Consider the following 19641-nt stretch of genomic DNA (forward strand, 5'->3'; position numbering starts at 1 on the left):
CATTGCGGTTTCCGCGCCGGCGGACCTGCTCGGGCGCACGGCGAAACGCGCACGCATGCACGGCATCGCACTCGCTCTCGCACTGACCGCACCGCAGCGGGCGAGCATCGATTCCATCGTGCGGTACGTCATGGGCGATCATCACGTCCTAGGCCTGTCGCTGGCCGTCGTACGCGACGGGCAGATCGTCTACGCGCACGGCTACGGCTTCGCCGATCGCAGGCGAACCGTACGGACGACGCCGCATACGGTCTTCGCTATCGCCTCGCTCGAAAAGTCGTTCGTCGCGGCAAGCGTCCTACGGCTCGCCGAACGCGGACGCCTTTCCCTCGACGACACGCTCGCGACGTACGTTCCCTGGTATGCGGCCGCTCGCAACGTTACCGTCGCGGAGCTGCTGAAGCACACGAGCGGCATTCCAGATTACGCGCAGCTGCCCGATTTCGACCGAGGCGCGCGCCAGCCGGTCTCGCCGGAGTCGCTCGTACGTCGCGTCGCCTCGCTTCCGCTCGCGTTCGCGCCGGGAACGAGCACGCGCTATAGCAACACCGATTACGTTCTGCTCGGCATCATCGTGCAAGACGTGACGCACGTACCGCTGGCAGCGTGGCTGCGGCGCGATCTCCTGGCGCCGCTTCGCCTCGACGAAACCGCGAGCTGGAATCCGTTCCTCGACGAGCCGAACCGCGCGCAAGGAAGCGTCGCCGCGGGATCGGCGTCGCTCGCCTTCGCAGCCGCCGGTTTGGAATCCAGCGCGCTCGACATGGCGCGCTGGATCGACGATCTCTTCGCGCTGCGCGTCGTCGACGCAGCGGATCTCGCGCGCATGTTCTCGGGCATGGGCTTCTTCAGCGGAAATATCGGTACGCTTCGCGGCGCTTGGCACAGCGGGTACGTCGAAGGATACTCGTCGTACGTCGCGATCGTTCCGTCACGGCGTTTGGGCGTGGTCCTGCTCTCCAACGCCGACGCGGTTGACCTCGGACCGCTCGCGCAGAGCGTCGTCGAGGACGCGCTTCGAGGGTCTGCCAAGGAGTGAGCCTGCTACGAATGCTCTTGGCACCGGCGCTCGCGCTCGCCGTGCTCGCTTCGGCGTGTCCTGCACCGGCGCAAACCCTCATCGTCCCGCTGACCGGCAGGCGCCATCGCATGATCGAAGCGCAGACGCTCTTTCACACGCTGTTCGACGACTTCTTTTTGGAAGACGACGACACGACGTACGTGCAGACGGGCGATATTCCGGCGATGTGGCTGCGCGACTCGTCGGCGCAGACGATCCCGTATATTCGCTTCGAAGCGTTCTTTCCGGTACTGCGCGAGCGCACCGCAGGCGTAATCCAGCGAGACGCGCGCAACATCCTCGTCGACCCCTACGCCGAGGCCTTTACCGCGGACTACCACGTCTGGGAGCGCAAGTGGGAAGTCGACTCTCTCGGCTGGCCCGTCCTGCTGGCGTGGGTGTACTGGCGCACGACGGGCGACCGCTCGATCTTCACCGCCGGCCTGCACGCGGCGCTCCGCGTCGTCGTATCGACGTATACATGCGAGGAGCGGCACGCGCGCTGCAGCGCGTATCGCTATCCGTATCGCGTCTCCACGCAGGATGCATACAATCCGAATACCGGCATGATCTGGGGCGCGTTCCGGCCGTCCGACGACGCGGTGCGGTATCGTTTCAACATTCCGCAGAATGCGCTTGCAGCCGTGGCGCTGCGCGACCTTGCGGAGCTTGCAGAGATCGGATACGGCGACCGGCAGCTCGCCCGCGCGGCAACCGTGCTCGGAGAGCGCGTGCAGACGGGAATCGAGCGGTACGGTCGCATCTACGACGCGCGGCACGGCGGGTGGATCTACGCGTACGAGACCGACGGTCTCGGCCACGACGCTCTGATGGACGACGCCAACGTCCCCAACCTGGTGACGCTACCCTACATTGGGTGGTGCTCGGCCTACGACGTTACGTATTTGACCACGCGGGCGTTTGTGTTGAGCCGCGCGGACCCGTACTATTACGAAGGGCGGTACGCCGCCGGCCTCGGCAGCGCGCACACGCCGCTCGATAACGTCTGGCCGATTGGAATCATCGGCCGCGCGCTTACGGCCACGTCGTCGCTCGAGGTTGCAACCGCAATCACGACGCTCGCGGAGACCGACGGTGAAGACGGCCTCATTCACGAGAGTTTTTACGACGGCGGGTACTGGCGCTTCACGCGCTCGGACTTCGGCTTAGGCAACGCGCTCTACGCGGAGCTGCTCTTCCGGACGCTCGCCGGCGACACCGCTACCCCGTTCGTCCAGCCGGAGGTGATGCTTCCGTTCGAACGCCGCACGCAGACGCCGACGCTCGTCCCGCTCGTCACGCAGCTAGAAAACGAAGCGATCGTCCTGACCGCACTACGCCGGCTGCTGCATCAGGCGCCGTAACGGCGCCGGCGCTCCCCAAACGCCTCAATGGCGCTCGTAAAATCGGCGGCCGTGAAATCGGGCCACATGTGCGGCAGCGTAAGCAGCTCGGTGTACGCGAGCTGGTAGAGCAAGAAGTTAGAGATCCGTTGATCGCCGCCGGTTCGCACGAGGAGGTCGGGGTCGGGCGCGTGTGGCGCGTACATGCGCTCGCGCAGCGCATTTTCATCGACCAGCGACGGCTCGAGCCGCCCCGCCGCGACATCCGCGGCGATGGCGCGGACCGCTCGTAGAATTTCCGCGCGACCGCTGTAGTTGAGCGCGAGGCTGAGCGTGAGGCGCGTATTGTGCGCCGTGCTGCGGACCAGGTCGCGAAGTGCGGCGCGGACGGGAAACGCGAACCTCTCGAGATCGCCGATGAGCTCGACGCGCACTCCTTGCGCCACGAGCAGGGGCTTCTCGCTTCGAGCGCAGGCAGCGCACAGCTGCGTGACGACGTTGACTTCGCGCGCGTCGCGCGTCCAGTTCTCCGTCGAGAAACCGTAGACGGTAAGGCGGCGCACGCCTGTTTCGAGCGCGCCCTTCACCGCCTCGCGCAAGGCGACGATGCCGCGCCGGTAGCCCTCGGCGATCGGCAGGCCGCGATCCCGGGCCCAACGGCGATTGCCGTCCATGATGACGGCGACGTGTTCGGGCGCTTCGGCGACGGCGGCAGGCTGCAACATCCTTTACTTTGTACTACAAAGTGAAGCTCGGCGCAAGCGGTTACGAGCGGGGGGAACGGGATTCTTCGCCAACCTCACCCGGCACGAATGAGTCAGGGCTACTACCGATATCCGACGATCGCGGGAAACCGGATCGCCTTTGTTTGCGAGGACGACCTCTGGAGCGTCGGCGCCGATGGCGGCACGGCAGTTCGGCTGACGGTCAGCTTCGGAAGCTGTTCGTTTCCACGCTTCTCTCCAGACGGCGCGTGGATCGCCTTTACGTCGACCGACGAGGGACATCCCGAGGTGTACCTGATGCCGTCCGAAGGTGGAAAGCCGCAACGGCTTACCTTTCTCGGCAGCACGATCGCGTCCACGGTCGGATGGAGCGAGGACGGACGAGAGATCGCCTTCGTCGCCAATCCCGGCGCGTGGTATCCGAACGAGACGCGCGCCTTCCTTGTGCCGCGTGAGGGCGGTACGCCCAGCGAGCTTCCGCTGGGCCATGCCAAGACGATTGCGTACGGCGGACGAAACGCACTGGCGATCGGTCGCAACTCGACCGACCCCGCGCGGTGGAAGCGCTATCGCGGAGGAACCGCGGGCGAGATATGGATCGACGCCTCCGGCGACGGCACCTTCGATCGCCTGGACCTTCCCGACGGAAACCCCACGTGGCCGATGTGGATTGCCGATCGCATCTTCTTCCTCGCCGATCACGACGGCATCGGCAACGTGTACTCGTGCGCTCTGGACGGGCGCGACATCCAACGGCACACGCACGAGAACGAATACTACGCACGCTTCCCATCGTCGGACGGCGGACGCATCGTCTACGCGAGCGGCGGGCGCATCATGCGCTACGACATCATTGCCGACGACACGCGCGAAATCCCCATCGAGACGCATTCCGCAGCGCCGCAAACCGCGCGTCGCTTCGAGTCCGCCTCCGAGGGGCTGGAACACTTCGCTCCGCATCCGGACGGCACGAGCATCGCGTTGATTTCTCGGGGGCAGCCGTTCACGATGCCGTTCTTCGAAGGCGCGGCAATCCACCACGGAACCGGCAGCCGCGCGCGTTATCGCCTTGCGGAATGGATGCACGATGGCAAGCGCTTTATCTGCGTAACCGATCGCAACGGCTATGAGCAGCTGGAGATGCACGATCTCGGCACAACGACGCCCTCGGTGTCGCTGGTCACCGTCGGTGACGTCGGGCGAATCACCGAGCTCGCCGCGTCGCCGGCACGCGACATCGTCGCGTTCGCAAACCACCGCTACGAACTGTGCGTACTTGACGTTGCCGACGGCATCACCCGCACGCTCGACAAGAGCCCCGCGCAGCGGATAACCGATCTCGCATTCTCTCCCGACGGGCGATTCCTCGCGTACTCGTGGTCGCCCGTCGCCGGAACCTCGATCCTGCGTGTCGCAAAGATCAAATCGGGGCGCGTGCACGACGTGACGCCGCCGCTGCGCGACGATCGTTCGCCGGCGTGGGACCCCGAGGGGCGGTACCTGTATTTCATCTCGACGCGCGATTTCAACCCGGTGTACGACGCGCTCCAGTTCGACCTGAGCTTCCCGCAGGCGCACCGGCCGTTCGTCATCACGCTTCGGGCCGACGTGTCCTCGCCGTTCGTGCCGAAGCCGCGACCGATTCATCGCGACCACGAACCCGCCAAAGCCGAGCGCAACGACAAGCGCGACCCCAAGGACGTGACGATCGACTTCGACGGCATTGCCGGCCGCATCTTGGGATTTCCCGTCGAGGAGGGCGACTACCAGCAGATCGTCGCGTCGAAGGAGCGCGTCCTCTTCACGCGCTTTCCCGTACGCGGGATCAAGCCGTTCGTGCAATCCAGTGAGGAGAACGACGAAGGCGGAACGCTGCTCGCCTATGACTTCGACCAGTTGCGTTCGGCAACGATCGCTCACGACGTCAACGAGATCCGCCTGGGTGCGGATGCTCGCACGCTCGTCTACCGTTCGCAACACCGCTTGCGCGCGATCGACGCGCAGTGCGAGTTGCCCGAAGACGGCGATGAGCAGAAACCGCCAAACGAGCCGGGCCGCAAGAGCGGTTGGATCGACCTCGATCGCGCGTCGGTCGAGATCGTTCCACGCGACGAATGGTCGCAGATGTTCCGTGAGGCGTGGCGGCTGCAGACGGAGCAGTTCTGGGTTGAGGACATGAGCGACATCGACTGGGATCGCGTCTACGACCGTTACCACGCCGTTCTCGAACGCGTGCGCACGCGCACCGATCTCTCCGATGTGATTTGGGAGATGCATGGCGAGCTCGGAACCTCGCACGCGTACGAGTGGGGCGGAGATTTTCGCGAGCCGCCGCAGTACCAGCGCGGCTTCCTCGGTGCCGACCTCGCGTGGGACGACGCCGAGCACGGCTATTGCATCGAGCGCATCTACCGCGGCGATTCGTGGAATCGCGACAGCGATTCGCCGCTCGCCGAGCCGGGTCTCGACGTCGATGCGGGCGACGTGATCGTCGGAATCGGCGGGCGGGCCGTCTCGCGCGACGTGAGCCCTGAGCGGCTACTCGTCAACGGCGCGGGGAAAGACGTCGCGATCACCGTGCGCCGCGGGCGAAACGCCGAGCGCAACGTCTTGGTCAAAGCGCTCGCAAACGAGGCGCCGTTGCGATACCGCGCCTGGGTCGAAGCAAAGCGCGCATACGTGCACGAGCGCAGCGGCGGCCGGGTCGGCTACGTGCACATCCCCGACATGGGGCCGTGGGGCTTTGCCGAGTTCCATCGCGGGTACCTCACCGAGTTCAATCGGCAAGGACTGATCGTCGACGTGCGCTACAATCGCGGCGGACACGTCTCGCCGCTACTCTTGGAGAAGTTGGCGCGCAGACGCGTCGGGTACGACATTCCACGTTACGGAGCGCCGATGCCGTATCCGCCGGAGTCGGTCGACGGCCCGATGGTGGCGGTTACGAATCAGTTTGCCGGATCCGATGGCGATATTTTCAGCCACTGCTTCAAGCTGTACAAACTCGGGCCGCTCGTCGGAAAGCGCACGTGGGGAGGCGTCGTCGGCATCGCTCCATACCATCATCTCGTGGACGGCACCGTGACGACCCAGCCGGAGTATTCGTTCTGGTTCGTCGACGTCGGCTGGGGCGTGGAGAACTACGGTACCGAGCCCGATCTCGAAGTCGACATCGCGCCGCACGATTACCGCGAAGGCCGCGATCCGCAGCTGGACGCAGCGCTTACGCTCATGGACGAAGCGCTTGCGCGTACGGTCCCCGTTCGTCCGGATCTCGCGACGCGCCCGTCGCTTCCGCTGCCCACGCTCGCGTAAGATGAAGCGCATCGCGTGGATCGCGGCCGGACTGACCTTCCTCGCGCATCTCGTCGCCAATCCGCACTACGGCTTCTTCCGCGACGAGCTGTACTTTATCGTCTGCGGACGTCACCCCGCGTGGGGCTACGTCGACCAGCCGCCGCTCGTTCCGCTCATCGCAGCGGGATCACAACTCTTCGGCCTCTCGCTCGTCGCGCTGCGCGCGACCGCAGCGCTCTTTGCCGCAGCCGGCGTCTTCGTCACGTGCAGGCTCGTAGAAGAGTGGGGCGGCAGACGCTATGCCCAAGCGTTCGCGGCGCTCCTCGTTGCCGTCACACCCGTACTCTGCGCGTTCGGAGAGAAGGTCGGCCCCGACATGGTCGGCCTGTGGCTCTGGCCCCTCGCCGCACTCTACGTCGCCCGGCTCGTCAACGGCGCGCATCCACGCTGGTGGCTCGCCGTTGGTGCGGCGCTCGGCGTTTCGTGCGAGGCAAAATACAGCGTCATTTTCTTCGGCCTCGCGCTCGTCGCCGGCATCGCGCTCTCACCGTCGCGACGCATTCTGCTCACGCCGTGGTTCGCTGCGGGAATAGCACTCGCCGCAGTCGTCGCGTTGCCGAACTTCCTCTGGCAAGCCGCGCACGGATTTCCGATGTGGGAGCTGTTACGCGACGCGCAGCTTACCGGGAAGAACGTCGTGCTTTCGCCGCCGGCGTACGTCGCGCAGGAACTGCTCATCACGAACCCGCTCCTCGCGCCGATCTGGATCATCGGCGTTATACGCGCCTTCGCGGACACGCGTCTGCGCTGGGTCGGATGGACGTACGTGCTGCTCATCGCGATGATGATCGCGCTGCACGGCAAGCACTACTACCCGGCCAACGTCTACCCGCTGCTCATCGCGAGCGGCGCGCTGACGCTCGCGCAATGGACGCGGCACCTCACGTGGGCGCGCTTCACGATTGCGACCGCGGCTGCCGTCTTCTCGTTGTGGATGCTGCCCCTAGTCGAGCCGATTCTTTCCGAGGCGCGCGCCGCGTCGTACGAGACGACGCTCGAGCGCGTGCTGCACACGAGTGCGGCGACGGAGAAGCACCGGCCGGTCGCGATCGGGCAGGATTTCGCCGACATGCACGGCTGGCCGCAGTTGGCGGCGCTCGTCGCTCGCGTCTATCGATCGCTGCCGCCGTCAGAGCGCGCACAGGCGGCGATCGTCGCGAGCAACTACGGTGAGGCCGCCGCGATCGACGTCTTCGGTAGCGCGTACCATCTGCCGCCGGCGCTCTCAGGGCACAACAACTACTGGCTGTGGGGAACGCACGGCTACAGCGGCAACGTCGTCATCGACGTCAACGGCGACTGCGGCAGGCGCGAGCATCTCTACCGCTCGAGCCTCCGCGCCGCGACCTTCGATGCGCCGTGGATCATGTCGTACGAGCAGAACATTCCGATCATGCTCTGCCGCGGCATTCGCATGCCGCTCGCGCAGCTATGGCCGCGTCTGAAAGACTACATATAGTCCTTCCGGCGTCCAGGCGTAGCCGCGGCACACGCGGCAACGTGGTCGTTCACCATGCCGACGGCCTGCATGAACGCGTAGCAGATCGTCGGGCCGACGAACGTGAACCCTCGCGCTCGCAGATCCTTGCTCATCGCCTCGGCCTGGGCCGAGCTCGCCGGGACGTCTGCAGCGCTGCGCCGTTTGCCGTGCACCGGCTTTCCGCCGACGAACCGCCACACGTACGCATCGAACGAGCCGAACTCGCGCTGGATCTTCACGTAGGCGCGCGCATTCTTTACCGCCGCCTCCACCTTGGCGCGGTTGCGCACGATGCGCGGGTCCTCGAGGAGACGGGTGATGCGCGCGGGCGTAAAGCGCGCGACGCGTGCCGGATCGAAACCGGCAAAGAGCGCACGGTATCCCTCGCGTTTGCGCAGAATCGTTAGCCAGCTCAAGCCGGCCTGTGCGCCTTCGAGCACCAGAAACTCGAAGAGCCGCATGTCGTCGTGCAGGGGCTTTCCCCACTCGCGATCGTGATACTCGATCATCTCCGGCGTCGTGGCCCACGCGCAACGGCTTCTAGGCGGCATCGCGCACCGGATCGACGGCTTCGAGAATCGCAGGATAGACGCGCGCGGCAAGCCTCGGGTTGCGATCCGGCTCGATGATGTCGTGTGACGGCGGCATCCCACGTAAATCCACGCGCTCGATCCGTGCACCTGCGGCGCGCCAGCGGCGCAGCGTCGCGCGAATAGCGCCATTGCTCACCGAGACTTCGCCGCCGTTGAGGACCACGATCACGGCGCGCGCTGCAGGAATCTTCGACGCATCGCGCATCACGGCGCTCGAAAGACGGTACAGCTGCGCCAACGCGTGCGTCGCGTATCGCGGATAGCCGTCGTCGGGCATCTGGCGCTCTCGCCGAATCGGATCCCACCAGACGAACCGATTCGGGAGGCGTAACAGCACGTTCGCGCCCACGGCCATGAGTGGTGCCGGCACCGCTGCCGCGCCCAGAAACGGCGCGATCGCCACCGCGCGATCGAACTCGTCGTGCTGCGCCAGCCAAAGCGCGAGCGTTCCTCCTGCAGAGAAGCCGCCGACCGTCACGCGCGTGCCGAGTGCGCGCGCCGCAACGAGACTCTCGCGCGCCAGCTCGCGCAGGTGCTCCTCGGTCATTCCTGCCAGCGCCTCCGTGAGACGGTCTCGGTAGCCGTGCCGCGGAAGGCGTGGTACGAGAACGTTGTGCCCGCGGGCGAACAAGTCCGATGCGTAGCGCCGAAACTGTTGGGGCGTGGCCGTGAGTCCGTGAAAGAGAACGATCGCACGAGGGCGCTCGGCGCCGTGCGAAAGAAGGATCGTTCTGCCGGCCTCGGAGATGCGCTCGTCGTCACGCTCGAGCAGATGCTCCAAAGCTGCGGAACGGGGAATCATGAAGAAGATGGTATCATACGACGGCATGAAGGATCGTGCCCGCGATCTGATCGCGCTCGAAACGAAGTACGGCGCCCACAACTATCGCCCCCTCGACGTCGTCGTCGAGCGGGCCGAAGGCGTCTGGCTTTGGGACGTAAACGGCCGGCGCTATCTCGATTGCGTGAGCGCGTACTCCGCGCTCAACCAAGGACACGCTCATCCGCGCATTCGCGCGACCCTGGTAGAGCAGTCGCAACGTCTATCGCTCTCGTCGCGCGTCGTGTACAACGACCGACTGCCGCTCTTCCTCGAGAAGCTCGCTGCCGTCACGGGATACGAAGCGGCGCTGCCGATGAACGCGGGCGTGGAGGCGGTCGAGACGGCGATGAAGCTCGCGCGGCGCTGGGGATACGAGGTCAAAGGCATTCCCTCGAACGCTGCGGAGATCGTCGTCTTTGCAAACAACTTTCACGGTCGCACGATTGCCGCCATCTCGGCGAGCTCGACGGCGCAGTACCGCAACGATTTCGGTCCCTTCCTTCCCGGTTTCATCTTCGTGCCGTACGCCGACATCGCAGCGCTGGAGCGCGCGATCACGCCGCTGACATGCGCGGTGATGATGGAGCCTATTCAAGGCGAGGGCGGCGTCGTCGTTCCGCCCGACGGGTACCTGGCTGCGGCAGCGACACTCTGCCGCGAGCGCGACGTCCTCTTCGTGGCCGACGAGATCCAGACGGGGCTCGGACGAACGGGCGATCTCTTCGCGTGCGATCGCGAGCGCGTGCATCCGGACATTCTCATCTTGGGGAAGGCGCTCGGCGGCGGGTATTACCCGGTCTCCGCGGTGGTCGCAAGCCGCGCCCTCATGGACCTCTTCGGAGCAGGCGACCATGGCAGCACCTTCGGCGGCAATCCGCTCGCAGCCGCGGTCGCCTGCACTGCCCTCGACGTGATCGTCGAAGAACGACTCGCGGAACGCTCCAGACGCGCGGGCGATCGCCTTCTGGCCGGCCTCCGCGCCGTCACCTCCCCGCACGTACGCGACGTGCGTGGACGTGGTCTCCTGGTGGGGATCGAGCTCGATCGTCCGGCGCGTCTGCTCTCCGAGGCTCTTCTCGAGCGCGGGATCATCGCCAAAGACACGCATGAAAACGTCCTGCGGGTCGCGCCGCCGCTCGTTATCGACGACGAGAGTCTCGACTTTCTCGTCGACGGGCTCGGCGAAGCGATTCGCGGCCTCGAAGCCCGGGCCGTCTCCGGTTGACACCCCTTCAGGGGCCTGCTATGCTCTCGGAGCCGAAGCAGCACCCTCCCCGTGGGGGCGCTCACCGGATGCCTGCGGGCGATCCGGTTCACGCGCGAGGAGCCGCCGGCCGGTTCCGCACGGTGGGGTTGCTGCGGCAGCGCCATTTTTTATTGTACGGGAGGTGTCACATCACGATCGTCACGGGAGGAGCGCCATAGCTCGACCGCTTCGCGTCAACGATCAGATCCGCATCCGAACGGTGCGCGTCATCGACGAGAACGGCGACCAGCTCGGCATCATGCCGATCGAGGACGCGCAGGCCCGCGCCCGCGCAGCCGGACTCGACCTGATCGAGATCTCGCCGAACGCCCAGCCGCCGGTCTGCAAGGTCGGCGATTACGGACGGCTCAAGTACGAGCAGTCGAAAAAGGACAAGGACGCGCGCAAGAAGCAGCGGCATTTCGAGCTCAAGGAAGTAAAGCTCCGTCCGAAAATCGAGACGCACGATTACGAAACGAAAGCGCGAATGGCGGAGCGCCTGCTGCAAGACGGGAGCAAGATCAAAGTCACGATCATGTTCCGCGGCCGCGAGATCACGTACGCAGTATTCGGGCGACGTCTACTCGATCGCATGGCAGAGGACATGCTGCCGCTTGCGATCGTCGAGCGCGAGCCGCGACTCGAAGGAAAGAACATGTTCATGATTTTGGCGCCGCGCTCGGCACCGACGGGCCCGCCGAAGTATTCGTTGCCCCCGAAGAAACCGGGGGCTCCAGCCGCAGAGCCGGATGGAAGCGCGTAGGGGAGTTGACGGTGTGAAGCGCCGTCGTTAAGAAGGAGAGGACCAGTGCCGAAGATTCGAACGCACCGAGGAACCGCCAAGCGCGTCAAAGTGACGGCGAATGGAAAAGTGCTGCATCGCCATCAGTTCGATGGCTGCGGTCACATCTTGAGCAAGAAGTCGCAGAAGCGCAAGCGCCATTTTCGTAAGGATCAACCGACGGCTCCGGGCGACATGCGCCGCATCCGTGCGATGATCCCGTACTTGGTGTAAGGAGGATTCGACATGGCACGCGTCAAGCGCGGCGTCGGCGGTATCAAGCACCGCCGGCGCGTGATGAAGCTGGTCAAGGGCTTTCGCGCGGCTCGCCGCCGCAACTACCGCGTCGCAAACGAGGCGCTGCTCAAATCGCTGGCATACGCGTTTCGCGACCGCCGCGTTCGCAAGCGGGACTTTCGATCGCTCTGGATCAGCCGCATCAACGCGGCTGCGCGCCGCGAGGGTCTCTCGTATTCGCTGCTCATGCACGGCTTGAAGAAATCCGGCGTCAACCTGAACCGCAAGGCTCTTGCCGATCTTGCGGTGAGCGACGCGAAGGCGTTCGGGACGTTGCTGAGCATGGCGAAACAGGCGGTCGGAAAGTAATCTCTTGATCGCGATCCTGTCGCTCGCGGCGGTGATCGGCTTCACCCCCGCAACGGCGCACCGCATCGACGCGATCGTCGCCGCGGAGCTACGGGCTCACCGCGCTCCCGGCGTTGCCGTCGGCGTCGTCGAATCGGGGCGTTTGGTCTACGCGCGAGGCTTCGGAACCGCAAGCCTCTCCCGCCGCGTCGTCGTCTCTCCCGGCACCCAGTTCGGCATTGGGCAGATCAGCGTGCAGTTCACGGCCGCAGCGATCCTCCTGCTCGCCCAGGACGGCAAGCTCAAACTCGACGACACGGTGACGCAGTATCTTCCCGAGGTCACCATCGCGCGATACGTCACGATTCGCGAGCTCCTCGATCAGACGTCGGGACTTCCGAACGTCACGAACTGGGCACATCTGCTGGCATCGGCAAACGCCGCACGTCCCATGGCGACGCCCGGCGCGTCCTACGCGCCCAATCCCCTGAACGCCATCCTCGCCGGAAAGATCGTCGAGCGCGTCGCCGGCGAGCCGCTCTCGGATTACGTGCAGCAGCACATCTTCGTTCCGCTCGTGATGGACGCGACGCTCTATGAAGGCGATACCGGTCTCTCCCCCAATCGCGCCGTCGGATACACGCGCGAGAACGGCCGGTTCGAGCGCGCCCGGCCGTGGAGCGCGACGCGTCTCGACGGCAACGCGGGCATCGTCAGCGACGTGTACGATCTTGCAAAATGGGACATCGCGTTTCCGATTCTTTTGCGCGTCGATGCGGTGCGCGAGATGTTCACGCCGGGAATCGCCGGCTCGTACGAGCGGCGCGGCATGGGCTGGGCAATCGACCGTCGCAGCGGCAGGCGTTTCGTCTGGCAGAACGGCGAGATCCCCGGGTTTCATGCCATGAACGCGGTGCTGCCCGACGAGCACGTCGCGGTCATCGTGCTGACCAACGTGGATTCCATGCACGAGGCGGCCCTATTGCCGGAGAGCATCGCCGGGCGCATCCTCGACATCGTGGTTCCGCCGAGCAGGCAGCGTATCGAAAACGGCGTCGTGGAGCGCGCGCGCGAATGGCTCGCGCGCCTGGCGAGCGATCGCATCGATCGCACGCAGCTCACGTCAGGCTTCAGCGCATACCTGTCAGACGACGTCGTGCGCCGGGCGCAGATCGATCGGCTTGGCCGCGTCGAATCGCTGGTTCCCATCTCGAGCGCTCCGGCACAGCACGGTACGACGACGTACGAGTTCTTGGTACGCTTCGCAAACGGCGAGCGCCACTATCGCCTGACGCTCACCCCCGACGGGAAGATCGACTTCATCGCGTTTACGCCGTAGGGCAACGCGCCCAAAGAGATATGCCACCCTTCGTTCTCGAGACGTTCGTTAGATGTCGCTTTCCGCGATGCGGCGGCCGGTGGCTTCGGTGACTTTCCCGAGCATCGCGACGGCTTCCGCAGGCGATGCATTGCTGAACATGTACCGCAGCCGTTCGTCGGCGTCTTCGACGATGAGCACCGCTCTGCGGCCCGTGCGAACCGCGTCGATGAGGGAGGCGAGATACGCCTCGTCTTCTGCCGCGAGAACCGAGCGGTCGCTCTTCGCGACCGGGCGCGTGCCGTTCAGGATACGCTTGAGAACGGCGTCGATGTCACCCGGGATTTCCACGATTTCTCTTCCTCCGGTTGCACCCCGGTGGGTGCGGTCAATCTCTTCTATCGACCGTTCCACAGCCGAGTTCACCCTCTCCGCACGTCATCCACTGCAAAGCTAGCAGAGTCTTTACATCGGCGATATCTCCAGCCGCCAGGAGATCGCGCGCTCGTTCGAGCGTAAAGCGGCCTACCTCGATGCGCTCGTCGTCGTCGAGCGATTGCGTTCCCGAGCGCAGATCCTCCGCAACGAAGAAATACATGATCTCGTCGCAGAAGCCGGGCGTCATGAAGACCGTGCAGAGCGGGCGTATACGCCCCGCGCGATAGCCCGTCTCCTCGGCGAGCTCGCGCAATGCGCCGTCGATCGGCTCCTCTGCGCCGTCGGCCGTGCCCGCCGGAATCTCCCAGAGAAAACGTCGCACCGGGTGACGGTACTGCCGCACCAGCACGATTTCGCCCGGCGCGGAAAGCGCGATGATGCCGAACGAACCTGCATGCTCGACGACGTCGCAGCGGTGCGCGCTCGCGTCGTCGTAGCGCAGCTCGTCGATCCGCACGCGAAAGACGGGCCCCGAGAAAGCGATCTGCGACGACAGGGTCTGCGGAAGGTCTTGCGCCATGTTATCCTCATGCGGTGCGACAGCAGTCAATCCTCGGGGAGCTGGGATGGCTCGGCTACTTCTTGGTCCTTCTCGTGATCGCGGTCTACGGCGCGAACCTCGTCGCCAATGCCCTCTTCCCGCGCCACTTCAACGATAAGATCGCTGACACGCTTGCCGCCATCTTCGCCGCGCTCGTCTTCATCGCAACGCGCGCCTACGCGGCGGCCCGCAGCCGCGCGCGATGACGATGCCGCCGCGGCTCGGAGAGCGCGCGCCACGCCTCGCCGCTGCGCGTTCGCTCCTCTCCCCCAAGGGGCGCGCCGGCGCACGCCATTTCCTCTTTGAGGGTCCGACGCTGCTACGAGAGGCGCTGCGCAGCGGCATCGCGATCGACGAGATCTACGTCACCCCCGCCGCGTACGACGCGACGCCGCTCCTCCAGGAGGCGGAGCGTTCGGGCGTTCGCCTCTGGTCGGTCAGCGAGCGCGCCGCAGGGCGCCTCTCGGACGTCGAGTCGCCGACCGGCATCGTCGTTCTCGCGCGCCGGGCGCCCGGGACCCTGCGAGCCATTCTCGATGCCGCCGGCACGGTGCTGCTGCTCGCCGACCTCGCCGATCCCGGCAATGCCGGCAGCCTCCTGCGAGCGGCCGAGGCATTCGGAGCGACCGGCGTCGTGTTCGGCCGCCGCGGCGTCGATCCGTACCATCCTAAGGTGGTCCGGGCAGCGGCCGGGGCGCTATTTCGCGTCCCCTTCGCCGTTGCGGGCCCTGACGACGTCGCAAAGGCCATAGGTTCGCTCCCGGTACTCGGCCTCACGGCCGAGGGCGCTCTGCCGGTCTGGGAGTTGCCGGTCGCTCCGAGGGTGCTCGTCGTGGGTCAGGAGCGCCGGGGGCTCGGGGCCTGGGCCGAGCTCTGCACGGGCAGCGTGCGGATTCCCATGGAGGGGCGTGCCGAGAGCCTCAACGCCGCCGTGGCGGGCTCGATCGCGCTCTACGAAGCGAGCCGACGCCCCCTCCGCTGAGGTCAATTGTTCACGGATTGTCAAGACTACCGGGCCTCCGAAACGCGTGGTATACTCACCCCATTCCGGACCGTCGTGCCGGAGCAATCGGTGCAAGAAGGAGACCAGACGCCCAATGGCAACCTGCGATTTCTTCTGGAAACTCTTCGCTCAAACGGGGTCGATCAACGCCTACCTGGCATATCGACGGACACACGCCGCGCCGAGCCCGAGCTGAACCCACGAAGAGGTCTCGAGGACCTTCAAGAAAGCGCCCGGCATGATGCCGGGCCTTTTCATTTTCGGATGACCGATTAGGATGACCGAGCTAGCGACGCTGTTAGGCGCCTTGCGAGAGCGCTTTGCGACTGCCGTCCAGGCCGCCGGCGACGAGCGAGCGCTCGACGAAGCACGAATCGCGTATCTCGGGCGCAACGGCGAGGTCACGACGATCAGGCGGAGCATTGGAAAACTGCCGCCCGACGAGCGTCCGGGAGCCGGTAAGGAGATCAACGACGCCGTTGCCGTAATGGAAGCGCTTCTGCGAGAGCGGCACGAGCAGCTGGAAGCCAGAGACGTCGAGGCATCGCTCGAGCAGCACGTCGACGTGACGTTTCCGGCGACGATGCCGCAGCTCGGCTCCGTGCATCCGGTGCGCCGCGTCATCGAGGACGCATGCGGATACTTCGAGCGTCACGGCTTCGCTGTCGTGCTGGGTCCCGAGGTCGAGCCGGACTACTACAACTTCGACGCGCTGAACATTCCGCCGGAGCATCCGGCGCGCGAAGGGTTCGACTCGTTCTGGATCAACGACTCGCTGCTGTTGCGACCACACACGTCGCCGATGCAGATTCGCACGATGCAGTTGCACGCGCCGCCGGTGGCGATCGTTGCACCCGGGCGATGTTACCGGCGCGACGCGGTCGACGCGCGCCACCTCTTTCAGTTTCATCAAATCGAAGGGCTGCTCGTAGCGACGGGCGTGCATTTCGGGCATCTCAAGGGCATGCTGACGGGGCTCTGCCGCACGCTCTTCGGGCCGTACCAGCAGGTGCGTTTCCGGCCGTCGTTCTTTCCGTTCACCGAGCCGAGCGCCGAAGTCGACACGACGTGCCCGAAGTGCGCGGGCCGCGCGAACGCATGCGGCATGTGCGGCGGCTCGGGATGGATCGAGCTTGGCGGCGCAGGCATGGTGCACCCGAACGTGCTGCGCGAGGTCGGGTACGATCCCGGGGTCGTTTCCGGTTGGGCGTTCGGCTTCGGGGCGGAGCGACTCGCGCTCGTGCGATACGACGTCGACGACGTTCGCCGATTCGTCGACGGCGATCCCGATTTCCTCGAGCAGCTGGCATAGATGCGCATCCCCATTTCCTGGCTGCGCGAGTACGTCGACTTGCCCGCGGACTCGGAAGCGATCGCCGAACGCCTTGCCATGCTCGGCTTTCCGGTCGCAGAGATCGTGCGGCGCCCCGCGATCGAGAACGTCGTCGTCGGCCGCATCGCATCGATCGAGCGCCATCCGAACGCAGACCGCCTGAACCTTTGCCGCGTCGACACCGGCGGCGCCGCACCGCTGACGATCGTAACGGCGGCAACGAACGTCGTCGCCGGGCAGGTCGTCCCCGTTGCGCAAATCGGCGCGCGCCTGCCGCACCTGACGATCGAGCGGCGCACGATGCGCGGCGTCGCGTCGGAGGGGATGCTCTGCTCGCCTGACGAGCTCGCACTGCCGCCCGAGTGGTTCGAAGCCGACGGCATCATGCAACTCGACGCGGAGTCGACGCCGGGCGAGAACGTCGTTACGATGCTCGGACTCGCCGACGACGTCCTCGACGTCGAAATCACCGGCAATCGCGTCGATGCGATGTCGGCAATCGGGCTGGCGCGCGAGCTCGCTGCGTCGTACCGCGCTGCGCTGCGCTTGCCGTCGTTCGAAAACCCGGGCACGGGTGAGCCGCAGCCGCCGGCGCGCGTCGCAATCGAAACGCCGGACTGCTCGCGCTTCGTCCTCCAGCGCTTTGACGGACTGCGCGTGACGCTCGGCCCAGCGCGCACGCGCGTGCGCCTCGCATTGTGCGGCGTGCGACCGATCAACAACGTCGTCGACGTTTCGAACTACGTCATGCTTGAAACGGCCCAGCCATTGCATTTCTACGACGCGGCCCACGTCTGCGAGCAACGCCTCGTCGTACGTGACGCGCGGCCGGGGGAACCGCTGCTGACGCTCGACGGCGTCGAACGCCGGCTGACCGCGGCGGCGCTGGTCGTCGCCGATGCGCAGAACGCTCTCGGCTTGGCGGGCGTGATGGGAGGAGCGGCGAGCGAAGTCGGCGCGGAGACGACCGCGATCCTGCTCGAAGCCGCCACATTCGCGGGCCCTCGCGTGCGCCGCACGGCGCAACTCTTCGGTTTGCGCACCGAAGCGTCGACGCGGCACGAGAAATCGATCGCACCGGCGCTTGCGCGAGTCGCCGCTTCGCGTGCGGCGCAGATGCTCGTCGATATAGGCGCCCGTGCGTACGCTCCCGTCGTAGCCGGCGCGCAGACGACGCCACGCCCGGGTGTCTCGTTGCGGCGGGACGACGTCACGCGCCTGCTCGGCATCACGCTCGACGACGCGCGCATTGCCGACGATCTGACCGCGCTCGGATGCAATGTCGCAACGCATGACGGGCACCTCGAGGTCGCCGCTCCGCCGTGGCGCAACGATCTTGCCATCGCTGCGGACTTCGTCGAAGAGATCGCGCGCATGGAAGGCTACGACGCGATCGAGGCCGCGATGCCGGCGGTTGCGTCGCACGAGATTTCGAGCCGCGAGTACGAGCTCGAGGCAGACGCGGCGCGTACGATGTGCGCGCTCGGATACCACGAAACGATCACCTACTCGTTGCTCGGCCGGCGCAGCGACGGCGCGGTCGAGCTGCGCAACCCGCTCTCTGAAGAGCACCGCTACCTTCGCACCGAGATCGCTCCAGCGCTCCTCGCGCAGCTCGCGTGCAACACGCACCCCTACCGGCTCTTCGAGATCGGTCACGTCTTCGCCGACGAGGGCGGTCTCGTCGCAGAGACGCCCGTCCTCGCTTTCGCGGTCGCCGCAGAGCGCGGTGAAGATCCGCCGTGGCGCGACGCGGAGTTCCTGCGCTGCAAGGGCGACGTCGAGGCGCTGGTGCGCGCCCTTACCGGACGCCGGCCGCGCGTCGAACCGGCCGAGCGCCGCGGACTGCACCCCGGAAAGTGCGCGGCGCTGCTCGTCGACGACGTTGCCGTGGCGGTCTTCGGACGGGTCGACCCCCGCGACGAACGCGCGTACGCCGCCCCCTTCGCGCTCTACGCGGGGTCGGTGCGCCTGGATCGCCTGCCGGAACGCCTCCTGCCGCGATACCGGGCTCCCTCACGATTCCCCTCGACCTACCGGGATCTCGCCCTCTCGCTCGGGGCAGAGGTAAGCGCCGAGGGCGTCGAAGCAATCACTGCGCAGGCCATAGGAGATATCTGTACGGCCGTGCGTGTTTTTGATGAGTATCGCGGCCCGCAGGTTGAACGAGGCCGGAAGAGTTTGGCTGTGCGGGCGACGATGCGCCGCTTCGACGGCACGATCACGGACGAGGAGGCGGACGCCGCCGTCGCCCGGGCCATAGAAGCGCTCCACAAGCGATTGGGGGCAACGGTACGAGTATGAATGGATATGTCGGCTGGCCAGACGTCGTCATCGTCGCCGTGCTGGCGATTGCGGCCATCAAAGGTTTCGCGCGCGGTTTGCTCTCCGAACTCGGCGGCGTGGTGGCCGTTCTCCTCGCACTTGCCGTCCCGCTGTACTACAACGGCATGCTCGATGCGATTTTCGAGCAGACGCTCAAGATGAATGCCGGATCGGCGCACATCACCGGCATGGTCGTCAGCGGACTAATAGTCTACGGCGTGATCATCGTCTTGCTTGGGATCGTCTCGCGTTATACGAGCCTTCCCATCCTCGGCGCGGGCAACGCGGTCGGCGGCGGCATCGTCGGCTTTGCAAAGGGTGCGATCCTGCTCTGGGTGGTGCTCTTCGTCGCGCTGCTCTTTCCACTCTCGACGCAGGTGCGATCCGATCTTCACAAGTCGCATCTCGTCGCGATGCTGGCGCAGCAGAATCAACGCGTCGACAGCGCGATCTACAGCAGGTTGCCGGATTTAGTGAAGCCGCTGGTCAAACCAATCCTCGATCGCCAACAGGTCTAGGCGGCGATTCGCCGCGCGCAACGAAGAACGTCCGTCTTAGCGCGGGCGTTCTTCGTTTCTTGGCGTGACGCACAACGTATCGGCTGTTAGGCAAAAGCCATAGCGTTAGTGGCCTATTGACAAACACGAGCTAGCGCCGTACCGTTAGACGCAACAGCGCTCGCGCACACAC

The 19641-nt window shown here is 65.8% G+C and carries 20 protein-coding genes; 15 read left to right on the top strand and 5 right to left on the bottom strand.

Going from position 1 to position 19641, the window contains the following annotated elements:
- Positions 1 to 55 precede the first annotated feature (55 nt).
- Both VMV82_07195 and VMV82_07200 read left to right on the top strand, forming a co-directional pair.
- Complete coding sequence (locus VMV82_07195) at positions 56 to 1039, top strand: serine hydrolase domain-containing protein (protein ID HUY41336.1); 984 nt, start codon at positions 56 to 58, stop codon at positions 1037 to 1039.
- Positions 1036 to 2424, top strand: a complete 1389-nt coding sequence (locus tag VMV82_07200; protein ID HUY41337.1) for a glycoside hydrolase family 125 protein — start codon at positions 1036 to 1038, stop codon at positions 2422 to 2424. Before VMV82_07195 ends, VMV82_07200 begins: the two co-directional genes overlap by 4 nt.
- Here VMV82_07200 and uppS read toward each other — a convergent pair.
- Entirely contained in the window at positions 2412 to 3128 is a 717-nt protein-coding gene (gene uppS, locus VMV82_07205) for a polyprenyl diphosphate synthase (protein ID HUY41338.1), read from the bottom strand. The two genes, VMV82_07200 and uppS, sit on opposite strands and share 13 nt — an antisense overlap.
- 87 nt (positions 3129 to 3215) lie before the next feature.
- Between uppS and VMV82_07210 the strand changes: the two genes are divergently transcribed.
- Positions 3216 to 6443, top strand: coding sequence for a PDZ domain-containing protein (locus VMV82_07210; protein ID HUY41339.1), 3228 nt, complete (start codon positions 3216 to 3218; stop codon positions 6441 to 6443).
- Position 6444: 1 nt separating this feature from the next.
- Positions 6445 to 7944: a glycosyltransferase family 39 protein gene (locus VMV82_07215; GenBank protein ID HUY41340.1), complete on the top strand. Its 1500-nt coding sequence runs from the start codon at positions 6445 to 6447 to the stop codon at positions 7942 to 7944.
- On the opposite strand, the gene VMV82_07220 is transcribed toward VMV82_07215, so the two are convergent.
- Together VMV82_07220 and VMV82_07225 are read right to left on the bottom strand one after the other, a co-directional pair.
- The gene (locus tag VMV82_07220; protein ID HUY41341.1) at positions 7935 to 8516 is read right to left on the bottom strand and encodes a DNA-3-methyladenine glycosylase I; all 582 of its coding nucleotides are present in this window, start codon (positions 8514 to 8516) and stop codon (positions 7935 to 7937) included. The genes VMV82_07215 and VMV82_07220 overlap by 10 nt on opposite strands.
- Positions 8506 to 9360, bottom strand: a complete 855-nt coding sequence (locus tag VMV82_07225; GenBank protein ID HUY41342.1) for an alpha/beta fold hydrolase — start codon at positions 9358 to 9360, stop codon at positions 8506 to 8508. The genes VMV82_07220 and VMV82_07225 overlap by 11 nt, the downstream gene beginning before the upstream one ends.
- Before the next feature lie 7 nt (positions 9361 to 9367).
- Between VMV82_07225 and rocD the strand changes: the two genes are divergently transcribed.
- The 5 genes from rocD to VMV82_07250 all read left to right on the top strand — a co-directional run bounded on the left by rocD (position 9368) and on the right by VMV82_07250 (position 13332).
- Positions 9368 to 10606, top strand: coding sequence for an ornithine--oxo-acid transaminase (rocD, locus tag VMV82_07230; protein ID HUY41343.1), 1239 nt, complete (start codon positions 9368 to 9370; stop codon positions 10604 to 10606).
- A 163-nt stretch (positions 10607 to 10769) separates the two neighbouring features.
- On the top strand, positions 10770 to 11390 hold the full coding sequence (gene infC / locus VMV82_07235) for a translation initiation factor IF-3 (GenBank protein ID HUY41344.1): 621 nt from the start codon (positions 10770 to 10772) through the stop codon (positions 11388 to 11390).
- Positions 11391 to 11435: 45 nt separating this feature from the next.
- The gene (gene rpmI / locus VMV82_07240) at positions 11436 to 11642 is read left to right on the top strand and encodes a 50S ribosomal protein L35 (GenBank protein ID HUY41345.1); all 207 of its coding nucleotides are present in this window, start codon (positions 11436 to 11438) and stop codon (positions 11640 to 11642) included.
- A 12-nt stretch (positions 11643 to 11654) separates the two neighbouring features.
- Entirely contained in the window at positions 11655 to 12014 is a 360-nt protein-coding gene (rplT, locus tag VMV82_07245; protein ID HUY41346.1) for a 50S ribosomal protein L20, read from the top strand.
- Positions 12015 to 12018: 4 nt separating this feature from the next.
- Positions 12019 to 13332 carry a serine hydrolase domain-containing protein gene (locus VMV82_07250; GenBank protein ID HUY41347.1) on the top strand — a complete coding sequence of 438 codons (1314 nt, stop codon included), beginning with the start codon at positions 12019 to 12021 and terminating at the stop codon, positions 13330 to 13332.
- Between the two features lie 48 nt (positions 13333 to 13380).
- On the opposite strand, the gene VMV82_07255 is transcribed toward VMV82_07250, so the two are convergent.
- Both VMV82_07255 and VMV82_07260 read right to left on the bottom strand, forming a co-directional pair.
- Positions 13381 to 13662: a hypothetical protein gene (locus VMV82_07255; protein ID HUY41348.1), complete on the bottom strand. Its 282-nt coding sequence runs from the start codon at positions 13660 to 13662 to the stop codon at positions 13381 to 13383.
- A 37-nt stretch (positions 13663 to 13699) separates the two neighbouring features.
- The gene (locus VMV82_07260) at positions 13700 to 14269 is read right to left on the bottom strand and encodes an NUDIX hydrolase (GenBank protein HUY41349.1); all 570 of its coding nucleotides are present in this window, start codon (positions 14267 to 14269) and stop codon (positions 13700 to 13702) included.
- Positions 14270 to 14283: 14 nt separating this feature from the next.
- On the opposite strand from VMV82_07260, the gene VMV82_07265 reads away from it, so the two are divergent.
- From VMV82_07265 to VMV82_07290, 6 genes are all read left to right on the top strand, one after another.
- A complete protein-coding gene (locus VMV82_07265) occupies positions 14284 to 14496 on the top strand; it encodes a hypothetical protein (GenBank protein ID HUY41350.1) in 213 nt (70 codons plus the stop codon).
- On the top strand, positions 14493 to 15272 hold the full coding sequence (locus tag VMV82_07270) for an RNA methyltransferase (protein HUY41351.1): 780 nt from the start codon (positions 14493 to 14495) through the stop codon (positions 15270 to 15272). The genes VMV82_07265 and VMV82_07270 overlap by 4 nt, the downstream gene beginning before the upstream one ends.
- Positions 15273 to 15387: 115 nt before the next feature.
- Positions 15388 to 15489: a YqzL family protein gene (locus tag VMV82_07275; protein HUY41352.1), complete on the top strand. Its 102-nt coding sequence runs from the start codon at positions 15388 to 15390 to the stop codon at positions 15487 to 15489.
- A gap of 81 nt (positions 15490 to 15570) precedes the next feature.
- Positions 15571 to 16605, top strand: a complete 1035-nt coding sequence (pheS, locus tag VMV82_07280; protein ID HUY41353.1) for a phenylalanine--tRNA ligase subunit alpha — start codon at positions 15571 to 15573, stop codon at positions 16603 to 16605.
- Entirely contained in the window at positions 16606 to 18930 is a 2325-nt protein-coding gene (gene pheT / locus VMV82_07285) for a phenylalanine--tRNA ligase subunit beta (GenBank protein HUY41354.1), read from the top strand.
- The gene (locus tag VMV82_07290) at positions 18927 to 19469 is read left to right on the top strand and encodes a CvpA family protein (protein HUY41355.1); all 543 of its coding nucleotides are present in this window, start codon (positions 18927 to 18929) and stop codon (positions 19467 to 19469) included. Before pheT ends, VMV82_07290 begins: the two co-directional genes overlap by 4 nt.
- The last annotated feature ends 172 nt before the right edge of the window (positions 19470 to 19641 follow it).

The organism is Candidatus Dormiibacterota bacterium (genome assembly GCA_035532035.1).
Lineage (GTDB): Bacteria > Vulcanimicrobiota > Vulcanimicrobiia > Vulcanimicrobiales > Vulcanimicrobiaceae > Tyrphobacter.

Bases quoted from the DNA above. Each gene is read 5' to 3' on its own strand.
- VMV82_07195 (HUY41336.1), top strand. From the start codon at position 56: ATGCACGGCATCGCACTCGCTCTCGCACTGACCGCACCGCAGCGGGCG.
- uppS (HUY41338.1), bottom strand. From the start codon at position 3,128: ATGTTGCAGCCTGCCGCCGTCGCCGAAGCGCCCGAACACGTCGCCGTC.
- VMV82_07210 (HUY41339.1), top strand. From the start codon at position 3,216: ATGAGTCAGGGCTACTACCGATATCCGACGATCGCGGGAAACCGGATC.
- VMV82_07215 (HUY41340.1), top strand. From the start codon at position 6,445: ATGAAGCGCATCGCGTGGATCGCGGCCGGACTGACCTTCCTCGCGCAT.
- VMV82_07220 (HUY41341.1), bottom strand. From the start codon at position 8,516: ATGCCGCCTAGAAGCCGTTGCGCGTGGGCCACGACGCCGGAGATGATC.
- VMV82_07225 (HUY41342.1), bottom strand. From the start codon at position 9,360: ATGATTCCCCGTTCCGCAGCTTTGGAGCATCTGCTCGAGCGTGACGAC.
- rocD (HUY41343.1), top strand. From the start codon at position 9,368: ATGGTATCATACGACGGCATGAAGGATCGTGCCCGCGATCTGATCGCG.
- rplT (HUY41346.1), top strand. From the start codon at position 11,655: ATGGCACGCGTCAAGCGCGGCGTCGGCGGTATCAAGCACCGCCGGCGC.
- VMV82_07260 (HUY41349.1), bottom strand. From the start codon at position 14,269: ATGGCGCAAGACCTTCCGCAGACCCTGTCGTCGCAGATCGCTTTCTCG.
- VMV82_07270 (HUY41351.1), top strand. From the start codon at position 14,493: ATGACGATGCCGCCGCGGCTCGGAGAGCGCGCGCCACGCCTCGCCGCT.
- VMV82_07275 (HUY41352.1), top strand. From the start codon at position 15,388: ATGGCAACCTGCGATTTCTTCTGGAAACTCTTCGCTCAAACGGGGTCG.
- pheS (HUY41353.1), top strand. From the start codon at position 15,571: ATGACCGAGCTAGCGACGCTGTTAGGCGCCTTGCGAGAGCGCTTTGCG.
- pheT (HUY41354.1), top strand. From the start codon at position 16,606: ATGCGCATCCCCATTTCCTGGCTGCGCGAGTACGTCGACTTGCCCGCG.
- VMV82_07290 (HUY41355.1), top strand. From the start codon at position 18,927: ATGAATGGATATGTCGGCTGGCCAGACGTCGTCATCGTCGCCGTGCTG.